Origin of the sequence: Ornithinimicrobium cerasi (genome assembly GCF_003702705.1) — a bacterium.
Taxonomy (GTDB): domain Bacteria; phylum Actinomycetota; class Actinomycetes; order Actinomycetales; family Dermatophilaceae; genus Ornithinicoccus; species Ornithinicoccus cerasi.
In genome coordinates, this window is record NZ_QZMN01000010.1 from 1 (window position 1) to 13,818 (window position 13,818).

A 13,818-nucleotide genomic window follows, 5' to 3' on the forward strand; every position below is an offset into this window, starting at 1 on the left:
GCTGACGTCCTCGTCTTCCTGGCGGTCAGCTGCATCCCCAGCAGGCGGCTCCTCCAGATCTTCGCGGAGGCGGCCACCCGCGCTCAGACGACCACCCCGACGCTGTGGCACAGCCCCGTGCGCGGGCTGACCGCCGCTCCCTCGGTCTGCTACCCCGTCACCGGTGGCATGGACGCGCTCCTGGCCGATCCCGAGGGCCTGACCCGTCCCACCCTGGTCCCGGGACGCTGGCGCGACTCGTTCGCGATGACGGCCCGCGACTGGAGGCTCGTCCTGCCCCTGGTGAAGGCCTCCCACCCCTTCGACGGCGCACCGAGCGACATCGAGAGCGTCCTCGCCGCCCGGTCCGGCCAGCTGCGCCAGGTCGCCGGCGCGGTCGCCTACCGCCAGCCTGCTCCCGCCCAGGAGCTCTCCCTGACGGCCACGGCCTGACCGGCCTCCTCAGAGGATGAAGCGGAACAGCGGGCTGTCCGGCGCGATCGGCTCGACGTCCATGGAGCTCGTGGCCATCCGCTGCAGCAGCCCCGCCAGGTCGTCCCGCGACCCCAGCTCGATCCCCACCAGGGCCGGCCCGGTCTCACGGTTGTTGCGCTTCACGTACTCGAAGAGCGCGATGTCGTCGTCGGGGCCGAGCACCTCGTCGAGGAACTGCCGCAGCATGCCCGGCTCCTGGGGGAAGTCCACCAGGAAGTAGTGCTTGAGCCCCTCGTGGATGAGCGAGCGCTCCACGACCTCGGCATACCGGAGCAGGTCGTTGTTGCCGCCGCTCACCACGACCACCACGTCGCGCCCCGCCGGCAGGTCGAGCTGGTCGAGCGCGGCCGCCGCGAGCGCGCCGGCGGGCTCGGCGATGATCCCCTCGGTCTGGTAGAGGGCGATCATCTCGGTGCACACGCGCCCCTCGGGCACCGCCACCAGCCCCGGGGTATGCCGCGCCACCACCGGGTAGGTCCACTCACCGGCGCGCGCGACGGCCGCGCCGTCCACGAACCGGTCGACGTGCGCGAGGGTGGTCGGCCCGCCGCTGCGGGTGGCCTCGATCATGCTCGCCGCGCCGGCGGGCTCGACGCCGACGACCCGCACCTGCGGGTGCCGCTCGCCCAGCCAGGTCAGGCAGCCGGCGATCAGACCTCCGCCGCCGACCGGGACGACGAGCACGGCGGGGGGCGTGGCCAGGTCCTCGACGACCTCCCTCGCGACCGTGCCCTGCCCCGCGATGGTGTGCGGGTGGTCGAACGCCGGGACGAGCGTCGCCCCGGTGGTCCCGGCGTCGGCGTGCGCGGCCGCCGCGGCGTCGTCATAGGTCTGCCCGCCCACGATCACGTCCACCCAGTCGCCGCCCAGGGCCGCGACCCTCTCGCGCTTCTGCCGAGGTGTGTTGGCGGGCAGGTAGATCCGCGCGTTGACCCCCAGCGTCGAGCAGGCGTGGGCCACACCCTGCGCGTGGTTGCCGGCGCTGGCGCACACCACCCCGGCCCAGATCTGCTCGCTGTCGAGCTGGGCGATGAGGTTGGCCGCGCCCCGGTTCTTGTAGGACCGCACCGGTTGCAGGTCCTCGCGCTTGAGCCAGACACGGGCCCCGGTCGCCTCCGAGAGCCGCGGCGAGGGCGTCAGGGGCGTCCGGCCGATGCGGCCGGCGATCCGTCCCGCCGCGGCGTCGACGTCGTCGGCGGTGGGCAGCCGCAACGGCTGCCCGCTCACGGGGCCTCGCGCTCGAGCCGGCGCAGCGCGAGCAGCGCGAGCGCGGCCGCCTGGTCGGCGAGCACCGCGTCGTCGAAGAGCACGGTGGGGGAGTGGTTCATCGCCGGGTCCGCGAGGTCGACCCCGGGCGGGCTGCAGTGCAGGAAGATGAAGCTGCCCGGCACCCGGTCGAGCACGAAGGAGAAGTCCTCCGACCCCATCAGCGGGTCCGGCGCCTCGACCACGCGGTCCTCGCCGAACGCCTCGCGCAGCTGCTGCCCGACCCACTGCGCCTCGGCGTCGTCGTTGATCGTCACGGGGTACTGCACCTCGAAGTCCACCTCCACCGTGCACCCGTGCGCCGCCGCGACCCCCTCCGCGACCCGCCTCGTCTCCACGCGCATCCGCTGCACGCTCTCGTGGGAGAGGGTGCGCACGGTCGCCCCGAGCGAGGCCTTCTCCGGGATGACGTTGATCGCCTCGCCCCCGGACAGCTGGGTGACCGTCAGCACCACCGGGTCGAAGACGCTGAAGCGGCGCGTCACCATCGTCTGCAGGTCCGCCGCGATCGCCACGAGGGCGGCCACCGGGTCGACGGCCGTGTGCGGCTGCGACCCATGACCTCCCTTGCCCGACACCGTGATCCGCAGGACGTTGGAGCCGCCGAGCATCGGCCCGGAGCGGTACTCGAAGACGCCCGGCCGGCCCGGGAAGACGTGGATCGCGTAGGCCGCGACCGGCTTCTCCCCGCTCGCCTCCAGCAGCCCCTCGTCGAGCATCACCTTGGCCCCGCCGTAGCCCTCCTCGCCCGGCTGGAACATGAGCAGCACCGACCCGGCGAGCTCGTCCCGGCGCGCGCTGAGCAGGCGGGCCGCGCCCACGAGCGCGGCGGTGTGCAGGTCGTGGCCGCACGCGTGCATGGTCCCGGTCGTGGCGGCATACTCCAGGCCGGTCGCCTCGGCGACGGGCAGGCCGTCCATGTCGGCGCGCAGCAGGACGGTCGGACCCGGGCGCCCGCCGCGCAGCACCGCCACCACGGACGTCGTCGCGGTCCCGGTGGTGATCTCCAGCGGCAGCCCCTCGAGCGCGCGGAGGACGATCTCCTGGGTCCTCGGCAGGTCCAGGCCCACCTCGGGGACCTGGTGCAGCTCGCGCCGGAGCGCGGAGAGGTCGTCCTGGAGCGTGCCGGCGTCGGCGAGGAGCGTCATACTCCCCGATCCTAGGGCCGCTGACGCGACGTCAGCCGAAGAGGATGGCCGCCTCGTCCCACTGGTCGCGCGGGACCGTCTTCAGCGCGCTCGTCGCGTCGCGGAGGTTGACGTTGACGATGTCGATGCCCTGGAGCGCGACCATCGTCCCCCACTTCTTCGCGCTCACGGCGTCGACCGCGGCGGTGCCGAAGCGGGTGGCCAGGACGCGGTCGTAGGAGCTGGGCACGCCCCCGCGCTGCAGGTGGCCGAGGGTCGTGTTGCGCGTCTCGATGCCGGTGCGCTCCTCGACGAGACGGGTGATCTGCTCGCCGATCCCGCCGAGCAGCTTGCGACCGAACTCGTCCGTGCGGTCGCTGCCGACCTGGGTGTCGTCCCCGGCGAAGGTGAACCCCTCCGCGACGACCACGACCGGCGCGCGGCCGCGGTCCTGGGCCTGCTGCGCCCACTCGCACACCTGCTCGCGGCTGACGGGGACCTCGGGGATGAGGATCGCGTGGGCGCCGGAGGCGATGCCGGCGTGCAGCGCGATCCAGCCGACGTTGCGGCCCATCACCTCCACGACCATGCACCGGCCGTGCGCCTCCCCCGTGGTGCGGAGACGGTCGATGGACTCGGTGGCGATCGAGACCGCGGTGTCGAAGCCGAAGGTGCGGTCGGTCGCCGAGAGGTCGTTGTCGATCGTCTTCGGCACGCCGACCACCGGGATGCCGTCGTCGGCGAACATCCGGGCCACGGTCAGCGTGCCCTCGCCCCCGATCGTGACCAGCGCGTCGATCTCGTGCCTGGCCATGACCTCCTTGACCCGCTCGGTGCCGCCGTTGGTGATCGGGCTCACGCGGGAGGTCCCCAGGATCGTCCCGCCGACCTTGGACAGGCCTCGGACGCGCTGGCGGGGGAGCGGGGACACGATGTCCTCGACGAGCCCGCGGAAGCCGTCCTTGATCCCCACGAACTCGTGGTCGTAGATCCGGTCGCCCTTGAGGACGACGCCGCGGATGACGGCGTTGAGGCCCGGGCAGTCCCCGCCGGCGGTGAGCAGGCCGATCTTCATGCGTTGTCCTCGGTGCTGGGCGTCGGGTACGGCAGACGCCGGTCCCCTCGGGACGGGGCCGGCGTCGGTGCAGACCTCAGGGTATGCCGTCGCGTCGCCTTCCCGCCAACGTGCGCCCGGGCGCTCCGCTGGCGAGGTGCCGGAAGGTGCGCCAGAGTCGTCAGGCAGACGCGCGTCGCGAGGGCGCGTGCGAGAGACGGAGCACCTCATGTCCTGGCCCGATCGGCTGCACCGGCCCTACCCGGAGGCGACGTACGACGGTGCCGCGGGAGAGGCCTCCGCCTGGCTGCGCTCCGGCGACCGACCCCCCGACGTGACCTACCCCTCGGGGGTGACCTGCGAATACCTGGCGACCGGTGACCGCACGCGTGGGCGCTTCGGGCTCTACCGGTGGACGTTCGGGGAGGGGAGTCGGGGCCGGACCCGCACTTCCACCGCACCATCTCCGAGCAGTTCTACGTGCTCTCCGGCCAGGTGCGCCTCTTCGACGGTCGGGGGTGGGTGACGGCCGGTTCGGGGGACTTCCTCTACGTCCCGGAGGGCGGGGTGCACGGGTTCCGCGGTGCCGAGGGGGCCCAGATGCTCCTGATGTTCGCCCCCGGAGGGCCTCGCGAGGACTACTTCGAGACGTTGGCGCGGGGTGGTCCGGAGGCGCACGAGCGGGCCGCCTTCATGGAGCGGCACGACACCTGGTGGGTGTGACCCCTCCGCGGCGCTCCGGTCCCGGGTGGGGCTGGCGAGGTCTGTGGCAGTCTGTGCGCCATGTCGACCGCAGCCCTGTCCCCGCGCCCCCAGGTCATCGCCGACCGTCTCCTCCCGCGCAGCACCGTGCTCACCGACGTGGCGCTCGTCGCCACCGGCGCCGCCGTCGTCGGCGCCATGGCCCAGGTGATCATCCCGATGTGGCCCGTCCCGATCACCGGGCAGACGCTGGCCGTGATGCTCGTCGGCGGCGCCCTGGGCATCCGCCGCGGGGCCGCGGCCCTCGGGGTCTACATGGTCGTCGGGCTGCTCGGCGTGCCGTGGTTCGCCGAGGCGAACGGCGGGGCCGCCATGGCCCTGGCGCCGTCGTTCGGTTACATCCTGGGCTTCATCCCCGCGGCTGCGCTGGCCGGCTGGTGCGCCGAGCGCGCCTGGGACCGTCGGCCGCTCCTGGCGATGGCGGGCTTCCTCCTGGCGACCGCGGTGCCCTTCGTGGTCGGGGTGCCGTTCATGGCGGCGGTGCTGGGGCTGACGGACCTGGCGACGATCGCGGCCTACGGCATCACGCCGTTCATCGTCCCCGGCATCATCAAGGCGGCCATCGCCGCGGCGCTCTTCCCCGTCGCCTGGCGTCTCCTGCGTACCCGCGCCTGAGGCCCGGCGCCTGACGCACGGGCCGCCGCTCCCGGCCGCCGCTCGAGTGGTGGCGTTCCGGGCTCGCAGGCTCCCCTCCGGCCACCACGGAGGACATCGTGTCGGGTTGGTGCGGCTATGCCAGCACCGATCGGTCACGGTGAACGACGCCCCGCCTGGTGAACGACGCCCCGCCTGGTGAACGTCGCTCGAGACCTGATCAGGCGTCCTCGGCCTCCTCCAGCGCGGCCCGCATCTCGTCGCGACGGGCCCGGCTCTCGACGAGCTCCCGGTCGGCGGCCTCGAGCGCTGTCTCCGTCTGCGATCGCCTGCTCTCCGCCTTCTCGAGCCGCTTGCGCGCAGACGCCAGCAACCGCTCGGCCTGCGCCACCTGCTCCTGGGCCACCGTGACCTCCTGCTCGGCGTCCGCGTCAGCCTGGGCCGCCGAGCGTCGGGTCGCCCGGGCTGCGGCGACGACCTTCTCGGACTCGTCGAGCTCCATCTCCAGCTCGGAGACGCGGTCGGGCGGCGTAGCCGGTTCCTCGGCGGGAGGATCTGCTCCGTCGTCGGCCTCTTCGTCGGCCTCTCCGTCGTCGGCCTCCCCGGCCGCCTCTCCGTCGTCGGGCTCCTCGTCGGCCTCCCCGGCGGCCTCTCCGCCGTCGGCCTCCTCGACCGCCTCGCCGTCGTCGTCCTCCCCGGCCGACTCTCCCTCCCCGGCCGCCTCTCCGCCGTCGGGTTCCCCGGCCGCCTCCCCCGCGCGGGCGGGCTCTCCGGCCGACCTCCCGGCACGCTCCTGCGCGTCGGACTCTCCGACCATCCCCCCGTCAGGATCGGCCGCACGCCGTCCACCCTCGATGCGGGTCAGGACGACCCCCGTGCTCGTGCGGGCGACGGCGTCGGCGAGGTCCACCTCCCCGAACCCGCTGTAGCTCAGCGCCCGCGTCAAGTTGCCGCTGGTCACGACCACCGCCGCCCCCGCGTCGGCGAGCGCCGCGACGGCCGTGTCCCGGACCTCCGACTCCACCGCGGGGGTCAACGACCCGCCGGGAGCACGGGTGCGGGCCGCGGCCACCCACGCGGCCAGCAGGGTGTCCCTCTCCGTGCGCAGACCTGCCAGCGCAGCCATGTCCAGCGCCGACTGCGCGTGCCGCATCCGGGCGCCCACGTCGTGCAGGGTCGCGACGACCGGGTCGTCGGAGCGCACCAGCGCGTTGACGGCCGCCGCGGAGACGCTCGGCTTGCGGAGCGCCCCGACCTGCTTGGCCTGGTCCCGCAGCCCCTGCGCCCGCAGCCGCGCCACCTGCTCCTTGCGGACGGCGACGAACTCCTCGGGAGGGGCGCCGTAGACGGTGTGCACCGCGCGAGCCAGCGCCTCCTCCTCCGACGAGCGGTCGCTGTCCGTCACACCTCGGACCCTAAGGGACGCCCTGGCCCCCGTGCCGTGTTCCGGGGAACGGGCACATCCGCGAGGAGAGGCGATCCCACCTGGGGTTTTCCCGTCGACAGCGGCGATGTGCCCGTTGGCGGGAACGTGGCGGACCCGGGCGGGCACGGCTCTCACGCCTAGGCTGGGCCCGTGTCCACCTCGGTCGTCGCCCCGGTCGTCACCCCGGTCGTCGCCCCGGTCGTCCCCCTGCACGTGCTGGGGACGGACGTCGACATCCGGGTCGGTGGAGCCGACCCGGAGCCGCTCGCGAGCACCCTCCGCACCCGCTGGCACCTGTGCCTGCGCGACACCGACGCACCCGCGACCGAGGAACCGCCGGCGGTCGTCGAGGCAGCCCTCCGGCACGTCGACGCCCCCGACCTGCCCGGCCCTACGCCACCGGCCCGCTTCAGCACCGTCGTCACCGACGCGGACGAGCGGCGCCTCCTGCAGCGGGTCACCCAGGCCGTGACGTATGCCGCCATCGGCGCCCGGTCCGGCGAGCTGCTGATGCTGCACGCCGCCGCGCTCGCGCACCCGGGGACCGGCGCCACCGCGGCGTTCGTCGCCCCGGGCAACACCGGCAAGACCACGTTGTGCCGCACCCACGGCCCGGGCCGTGCCTACGTCACCGACGAGACGGTGGGGGTGCGTCGGGACGGGACCGTCACGCCATACCCGAAGCCGTTGTCGACACGCCGTGCGGACTGGCTCGGGGTCAAGGACGAGCAGGCGCCGGGCGACCTGGGCCTGCGGGGGCCGGCGGTCCAGCCCTGGCTCGCCGGGATCGTGCTGCTGCGCCGCGACGGGACCCGCACCGGCCCGGCCGAGGTGGAGGAGCTCGACCTCCTCGACGCCGTGCTGGCGATCACCCCCGAGTCCTCGGCGTTCATGACGACCGAGGCACCGCTCCAGTGGCTCTCGGACGTGCTCGGGCGGACCGGTGGCGCGCTGCGGGTGACGTACTCCGAGGTGAGCGAGCTCGCCGACCTCGTCGAGGAGATCTGCGGACGGGCCTCGCCGTGGTGAGCTACCGGGCGGTGCCGGCGCACGACGAGCTGCACCGCGACGGGGAGTCGCTCGTCCTGCACGACGGTCAGGTGCAGCGGGTGTCCCCGCTCGGCACCGCGATCCGGGCCCTCACCCTCGAGGCCCTCCCGCTCGCCGACCTCGCCGCGGCTCTCGCGCAGGAGTTCGGGGCGCCGCCGGGGGGTGACCTCGTCGAGGTCACCCGGGAGGTCGCCGACACCCTCGTGGACGCCGGTCTGCTCCAGCGTCTCGGGGACTGACCGCCCCCGCTGGCACACTGGCGCCCGTGACCCCCGCCGCCTACCTCGCCCTCGTGCTGGCGGTCGGCGCGCTCTGCCAGCTCGCGGCCTACCGTCTGCGGATCCCGTCCATCCTCCTGCTGCTGGTGGCCGGCTTCTCGCTCGGCCAGGTGGTCAGCCCCGAGAGCATCCTGGGGCGCGACGTGCTCTTCGGCGGGGTGAGCCTGGCCGTCGGGATCATCCTGTTCGAGGGATCCCTGTCGCTGCGGTTCAAGGAGCTGCGGGGTCTGTCCCGCTCGGTATGGCGTCTGTGCAGCGTCACCGTGCTGATCGCCTGGGTGCTCATCACCGCGGCGGCGATGGTCGCGGGGGTCGAGTGGGAGCTGGCGCTGCTCGTCGGGGCGCTGCTGGTCGTCACCGGTCCGACGGTGATCGCGCCCATCGTCCGACAGCTGCGGCCGACCCGACGGGTGTCCTCCATGCTGCGGTGGGAGGGGATCGTCGTCGACCCGATCGGTGCCGTGCTCGCCGTGCTCGTCTTCCAGGCGATCATCGTGGGCGGCTCCGAGGGTGCTTTCACGCTGGCGGCGGTCACCCTGGCCAGGACCGTGGGCATCTCGGCCGTGCTGACGCTCGTGATCGGCGGGCTGCTCGAGCTGGCGATGCGGCGGCACGTCATCCCGGACTTCCTCGAGGGCGTCGCGTTCCTGGCGGGCGCGGTTGGGGCTCTCGTGCTGTCCAACCAGCTGCAGGCCGAGAGCGGCCTGCTGACGGTGACGATGCTCGGGATCTACCTGGCCAACCGCCCGGGGCTGCGCCTGGAGCACGTGCGGGAGTTCAAGGAGAACCTCCAGGTGCTCATCGTGGGGACGCTCTTCGTCCTGCTGGCCGGCCGGGTGACGCCGGCCGAGGTGGTGGCCGTGGCGCCCACCGCGCTCGTGTTCGTGGTGCTCCTCATCCTCGTCGTGCGTCCCGCGTCGGTCTGGCTGAGCCTGCTGGGGACCGAGGCGACCCGGGCGGAGCGGACGCTGATGGCGTTCATGGCGCCGAGAGGCATCGTGGCCGCGGCCGTGACGAGCATCTTCGCCCTGGAGATCGACCACGCGGCCGAGCGGGCCGCGGAGAAGGCCGACCTGGGGGGTGAGACACCGCTGGAGACGCTGGCCCTGGAAGCCGACGCGGAGCGGCTGCAGGCCCTGGTCGAGGCCTCGGCAGATCTCGTCCCGCTGGTGTTCGTCACCATCGTCGTGACGGTCGCGGTCTACGGGCTGGGTGTCGGCCGGCTGGCCGAGCGGCTCGGCCTGGCGACCACGACCCCCAACGGGGTGCTCTTCGCCGGAGCGCCGACGTGGGCGCGGCAGGCCGCCGAGATGCTCAACGGCCTCGGCGTGCCGACGCTGCTCGTCTCGCTGGCGCCGGGGGAGGTGTCGCAGGCCCGGATGGCGGGGCTGCGGGTGGAGCGCACGCACATCCTCTCGGAGTACGCCGTCGAGGACATGGAGCTCGCCGGCATCGGCTCGCTCGTCGCGGCCACCTTCGACGACGACACCAACTCGACCGCGGCCCGCGAGTTCGGCCGGACGCTGGGCTCGCAGCACTCCTACCAGCTGCGGCGGCAGGGGGTCGGCACCCGGAGCACGCAACGCACGGCGACCCGGCTCACCGCGCCGGTCGCCTTCGACCCCCCGCTGAGCGCCCCCGAGCTCGAGCAGCTCGTGCGGGAGGGGATGCAGGTGCGCAGGACGAAGCTCACCGAGCAGCACACGCTGGCGCAGTTCCGGGAGCGGCAGCCGGACGCGGTCCAGCTCTTCTACGTGCAGGGCGGTCGCGCGCAGGTGGTCACCGCGGACGGGACGACGCCTCCGAGCGGCGTGACCCTGGTCGCGCTCGTGCGGCCGCGCCGCGAGATGTAGGTGCGCGGCGTGCGCGGGGCTTTCGGGTGCTCCGTCTCGGGGGGCGTCGCCACAAACCATGCGTCGGTCTCGGGCGCGTGACGGGACGACACACCGGCCACCTGCCCGGTGCTGGCGTCCTCGCGGTGGCGACGCTATGGTGCGGGAGAGTCAGAAGTTACACATGTGTTGTTTGTGACTTCTGTGACCAGAGTGTATCGACCAGACGAGCGTGAGACCGGTCGTCGCCGTGAAAGGAACCGCCATGCGCACCACCACCGTCCGCGGCCTGGCCGCCGGAGCCGGCGCCGCCGCTGTCCTCCTCCTCGGCGCCGGCGCTGCCAGCGCCATCCCCGGCCAGCCGACCGGTGACTTCTGGGAGCAGTACTGGGCCGGCGAGGGCCTCGAGGGGGTCAGCTGCATCTCCGCCCCGACCGGGGGCGCGGAGGGTCAGAGCGAGGTCGGTCTGCAGATCGCCCTCGCGGAGGCCGACTGGGCGCCCCGCCTCGAGGAGGGCAGCGACTGGTTCTCCGTGATCCTCAAGGTCGCCGACAACTACGAGCTCTACGACTGGAACGGTTACGGCGCGTACGCCTACGACGGTGAGGTCCCCGGGCAGTCCCCCGGCAACATCACGCACGTGATCGTGTGCCAGGCCCCGGCCGGGACCGACGGCCCGACCGAGACCGACGGGCCGACCGAGACGGACGGGCCGACCGAGACGGACGGGCCGACCGAGACGGACGGCCCGACCGAGACCGACGGGCCGACCGAGACCGACGGCCCGACCGAGACCGACGACCCCACCGGTCCTCCGGTCGAGACCGACGGCCCGGCCACCGCCGGCACGAACATGGGTCTGGTCGGCGGGGCAGCGCTTGCGCTCGCCGGCGCCGGTGCGGCCGGCTGGGCGATGCGTCGTCGCCCCGAGGCCCGCTGAGCCCGCGGCGGCACCTGACCGGCAGACGTCATACCCGATGGCCCGCAGCCTCAGCCTCGTCGTCCCCACCGGCCTGCTCGTCGCCGCCCTCGGCGTGAGCACGCTCACGGTCCAGGCGGTGGGGGCGCTGGCTGACGGTCGCGGGCCGTCGGTGTCCTCGGACGGCCCGGACGCGCCCGCCTGGGTGTCGGTGCCGGCGGCCGGGGTGGACCAGGAGCCGGTCACGCCCGAGGGACTCACCGCCCAGGGCACGGTCGACCCGGACCAGGGCGAGGCGATCTGGTACTCGGGCAGCGGGCGCGTCGTCCCGGGTCAGGTGGGCACGGCCGTCGTCGCGGCGCACATGATCTACTACGACGAGCCGGACGTCTTCTACGACCTGGGCGAGGTCGAGGAGGGTGACGTGGTCACGGTCGGCTACAACAACGGCACCACCCGTGACTTCGTCGTCACCGACACCCAGCAGATCTCCAAGGAGGGGCTGCAGACCGCGCCGCAGGTCTGGGGGGACCAGGACGACGTCGCGCGGATCGCGCTCATCACCTGCGACGACTCGCTCGGCGAGCGTCCCGACGGGCAGCGCAAGGCCAACTTCGTCGCGATCGCCGAGGCCGTCGGGCCCGTCGGGGGCTAGCGCGCGAGCGCCTCCGCGAACGCCAGGTCGAGGTCCACGTCGACCCACAGCGCGTGGTGGTCGCTGGCCGCGTCCAGCTCGCGGGTGAGGGTGGGGTACATCTCCCAGCGGCCGGAGGCGGTCCACACCCCCCGCCGGTGGACGCCCGAGGCGGTGATGGCGGCGTGCAGGGCGGGCGAGCAGAGGATGTAGTCGATCTTGTTGCCCGCGCGCCCCGTGGTGTAGGTCCCCGGCCAGCCGCCGTCGTCGAACGAGGGATGGGTGCTCACGTCCCGGGGTCCGCCGTCCCCGAGCAGCGGCGCGAGCGGGTCGGAGTCCGGGGTGTCGTTGAGGTCGCCGAGCACGACCACCAGCTCGTCCCCGGACTCCAGACGCGCGTCGTAGAGCTCGCGGACGCGGGTGGCCTGGCGCATGCGGGTGCGGTTGGACGCGGCCTGCGAGCCGTAGCCCTTGGACTTGAGGTGGTTGACCAGGACGACCAGCCGCCCCCCGCCCGGGAGACCGACCTCGAACTCGGGGCAGTCGCGGGAGAAGACGCGTGAGCCGCCCACCGTGTCGTCGACGTGGCTGGTGATCCGCCGGATCGGGTAGCCGGCGCCGGTCATCAGGCCGACGTCGATGCCGCGCTCGTCGTTGCCGTCGACGAGCATGACGTGCCGGAACTCCTCGCCCAGCGGCCCGACGAGGTCGTGGCTGAAGCGGCCGAGCGCGGTGCGGTCCTCGGCCTCGACGACGCCGATGACGTCGGGGGCCAGGTCCGCGACCACCTGCGCGGTATGCCGCAGCGCCAGCTCCGTGGGGGACTCTCGCCGCAGCTCGAGCCAGCCGATCCAGTCCCCCCGGCCGTCCGCGACGATGCGCAGGTCGCCACCGGGCGGTCGGGTGACGAGTCGACCGCGGTTCTGCCGCAGCCGCATCAGCGGTCCCTGGTCCGAGCTGCCGAGGCCCAGCGCGACGAGCAGCTCGGCGATCCGCGTCTTGTCCTCGGGTGCGTAGACGTCCTGCTGCAGGATCCTGGTCAGGGCGGCGTACTGCTCCAGGTGCTCGCGGTTGGCCTCCCACGTGTCGGCCGCCAGGATCCGGGCCCGGTCGAAGAGGTTCTCCACGTTGAACGTCGCGATGCGCACCCACCCACTGTGGCACCGGCGGCGACGTTCGCGCAGGGTTCGGGCGGGCGTCGCGGCCTACCCCTGCCCGTAGCCTTGGGCGGTGCAGACCAGGACCCTCGCCTCCGTGGCCCTCGTCGTCGGCGGGATCGGGATCGGGATCACCGAGTTCGTGACGATGGGGCTGCTGCCGCAGATCGCCGAGGGGGTGGGCGTGAGCATCCCGGAGGCCGGGCACACCATCTCGGCCTACGCGCTCGGCGTGGTGGTCGGGTCACCGCTGGTCGCGCTCGGCGCCTCGCGCCTGCCGCGCCGCCGGGTCCTCGTCGTGCTGATGGCGGTCTTCGCGCTGGGCAACGCGCTGAGCGCTCTGGCGCCGACGTACGGGACCCTCGTCGGGGCGCGGTTCCTCTCCGGCCTGCCGCACGGCGGGTTCTTCGGGCTGGCCGCGCTGGTGGCGGTGGCGATGGCGCCGCGCGGGCAGGGCGGTCGGGCCGTCGGGACGGTGATGCTCGGCATCCCGATCGCGATGGTGGCGGGGGTTCCGCTGGGGACGTGGGCGGGACAGGAGCTGGGCTGGCGGTCGGCGTACTGGGCCGTGGCGGTGATCGGCGTGGTGACGGCGGTCCTGGTGCGGGCGTGGGTGCCCTCCTTCGCCGCCGAGCGGGACCAGTCCTTCATGGTCGAGCTGCGGGCCTTCGGGAACCTGCAGTTCTGGCTGACCATGCTCGTCGGGGCGGTGGGCTTCGGCGGGATGTTCGCGATGTACTCCTACATCGCGCCCACGATCGAGGAGGTCACCGGCCTGGACCGGGCCTGGGTGCCGGTGTTCCTGCTGGTCTACGGCGCCTTCTCGGTGGTGGGGACGTGGCTGGGCGGGCGGCTGGGCGACTGGTCGGTCCTCCGGACCCTGGCGCTGATGGGGCTGGTGTCGGCGGTGTCGCTGCTGGCGTTCTGGCAGACGAGCCGGTGGGTGGTCCCGGCCCTGGTCACGCTGGCCTTCGTGGCGGTGTCGGGGTCGGCCTGGGTGATCGCGCTGCAGCTGCGGCTGATGGCGGTCGCGGGGACGGCTCGCACCCTCGGGGCGGCGATGAACCACTCCTCCCTCAACGTGGCCAACGCGCTGGGCGCCTACGTCGGTGGGCTGGTCATCGCGGGGGGCTACGGCTTCCGGGCTCCCTCGCTCGTCGGCGCCGGACTGTCGGCCGCCGGGCTGGCGCTGCTGGGTCTCTCGCTCGTGCTGCACCGCCGGGCCGCCGCCCGCGCATGAGGGCG

14 protein-coding genes are annotated in these 13,818 nt (G+C 73.7%); 9 read left to right on the forward strand and 5 right to left on the reverse strand.

Annotation, left to right across the window (positions count from 1 at the left end; translation table 11 throughout):
* Positions 1–432 (forward strand): hypothetical protein (locus D4B81_RS12315; RefSeq protein ID WP_202613683.1); only part of this gene is annotated, 432 nt, incomplete at its 5' end.
* Positions 433–441: 9 nt separating this feature from the next.
* Here D4B81_RS12315 and ilvA read toward each other — a convergent pair.
* The 3 genes from ilvA to D4B81_RS12330 are packed head-to-tail and all read right to left on the reverse strand — an operon-like array spanning position 442 to position 3,942.
* Positions 442–1,701, reverse strand: coding sequence for a threonine ammonia-lyase IlvA (ilvA, locus tag D4B81_RS12320; protein WP_122262918.1), 1,260 nt, complete (start codon positions 1,699–1,701; stop codon positions 442–444).
* The gene (locus D4B81_RS12325) at positions 1,698–2,888 is read right to left on the reverse strand and encodes a M20 metallopeptidase family protein (protein ID WP_122262919.1); all 1,191 of its coding nucleotides are present in this window, start codon (positions 2,886–2,888) and stop codon (positions 1,698–1,700) included. The genes ilvA and D4B81_RS12325 overlap by 4 nt, the downstream gene beginning before the upstream one ends.
* Before the next feature lie 31 nt (positions 2,889–2,919).
* Positions 2,920–3,942, reverse strand: coding sequence for a 6-phosphofructokinase (locus D4B81_RS12330; protein ID WP_122262920.1), 1,023 nt, complete (start codon positions 3,940–3,942; stop codon positions 2,920–2,922).
* Between the two features lie 390 nt (positions 3,943–4,332).
* Here D4B81_RS12330 and D4B81_RS18555 point away from each other — a divergent pair, with 390 nt between their 5' ends.
* Complete coding sequence (locus tag D4B81_RS18555) at positions 4,333–4,644, forward strand: cupin domain-containing protein (protein WP_202613684.1); 312 nt, start codon at positions 4,333–4,335, stop codon at positions 4,642–4,644.
* A gap of 60 nt (positions 4,645–4,704) precedes the next feature.
* Positions 4,705–5,298: a biotin transporter BioY gene (locus D4B81_RS12340; protein WP_122262921.1), complete on the forward strand. Its 594-nt coding sequence runs from the start codon at positions 4,705–4,707 to the stop codon at positions 5,296–5,298.
* Positions 5,299–5,497: 199 nt separating this feature from the next.
* Here D4B81_RS12340 and D4B81_RS18170 read toward each other — a convergent pair whose 3' ends face one another.
* The gene (locus D4B81_RS18170; protein ID WP_161965151.1) at positions 5,498–6,682 is read right to left on the reverse strand and encodes a hypothetical protein; all 1,185 of its coding nucleotides are present in this window, start codon (positions 6,680–6,682) and stop codon (positions 5,498–5,500) included.
* A 171-nt stretch (positions 6,683–6,853) separates the two neighbouring features.
* On the opposite strand from D4B81_RS18170, the gene D4B81_RS12350 reads away from it, so the two are divergent.
* The 5 genes from D4B81_RS12350 (at position 6,854) to D4B81_RS12370 (ending at position 11,437) form a co-directional block, all read left to right on the forward strand.
* Entirely contained in the window at positions 6,854–7,732 is an 879-nt protein-coding gene (locus D4B81_RS12350; RefSeq protein ID WP_122262922.1) for a hypothetical protein, read from the forward strand.
* Entirely contained in the window at positions 7,726–7,992 is a 267-nt protein-coding gene (locus D4B81_RS12355) for a hypothetical protein (RefSeq protein WP_097188594.1), read from the forward strand. Before D4B81_RS12350 ends, D4B81_RS12355 begins: the two co-directional genes overlap by 7 nt.
* Before the next feature lie 26 nt (positions 7,993–8,018).
* The gene (locus D4B81_RS12360) at positions 8,019–9,884 is read left to right on the forward strand and encodes a cation:proton antiporter (RefSeq protein ID WP_122262923.1); all 1,866 of its coding nucleotides are present in this window, start codon (positions 8,019–8,021) and stop codon (positions 9,882–9,884) included.
* A gap of 244 nt (positions 9,885–10,128) precedes the next feature.
* Positions 10,129–10,803 (forward strand): hypothetical protein, encoded by a 675-nt coding sequence (locus tag D4B81_RS18890; protein WP_237565976.1) that lies wholly within the window; start codon positions 10,129–10,131, stop codon positions 10,801–10,803.
* A gap of 37 nt (positions 10,804–10,840) precedes the next feature.
* The gene (locus tag D4B81_RS12370) at positions 10,841–11,437 is read left to right on the forward strand and encodes a class F sortase (protein ID WP_122262925.1); all 597 of its coding nucleotides are present in this window, start codon (positions 10,841–10,843) and stop codon (positions 11,435–11,437) included.
* On the opposite strand, the gene D4B81_RS12375 is transcribed toward D4B81_RS12370, so the two are convergent.
* The gene (locus tag D4B81_RS12375) at positions 11,434–12,564 is read right to left on the reverse strand and encodes an endonuclease/exonuclease/phosphatase family protein (protein ID WP_122262926.1); all 1,131 of its coding nucleotides are present in this window, start codon (positions 12,562–12,564) and stop codon (positions 11,434–11,436) included. The two genes, D4B81_RS12370 and D4B81_RS12375, sit on opposite strands and share 4 nt — an antisense overlap.
* A gap of 82 nt (positions 12,565–12,646) precedes the next feature.
* Between D4B81_RS12375 and D4B81_RS12380 the strand changes: the two genes are divergently transcribed.
* Positions 12,647–13,813, forward strand: coding sequence for an MFS transporter (locus D4B81_RS12380; protein ID WP_237565977.1), 1,167 nt, complete (start codon positions 12,647–12,649; stop codon positions 13,811–13,813).
* Positions 13,814–13,818: the final 5 nt, after the last annotated feature.

Excerpts from the sequence above, each read along its gene's own strand:
- D4B81_RS12325 (WP_122262919.1), bottom strand. The coding sequence starts at position 2,888 with ATGACGCTCCTCGCCGACGCCGGCACGCTCCAGGACGACCTCTCCGCG.
- D4B81_RS12330 (WP_122262920.1), bottom strand. The coding sequence starts at position 3,942 with ATGAAGATCGGCCTGCTCACCGCCGGCGGGGACTGCCCGGGCCTCAAC.
- D4B81_RS12340 (WP_122262921.1), top strand. The coding sequence starts at position 4,705 with ATGTCGACCGCAGCCCTGTCCCCGCGCCCCCAGGTCATCGCCGACCGT.
- D4B81_RS18890 (WP_237565976.1), top strand. The coding sequence starts at position 10,129 with ATGCGCACCACCACCGTCCGCGGCCTGGCCGCCGGAGCCGGCGCCGCC.
- D4B81_RS12370 (WP_122262925.1), top strand. The coding sequence starts at position 10,841 with ATGGCCCGCAGCCTCAGCCTCGTCGTCCCCACCGGCCTGCTCGTCGCC.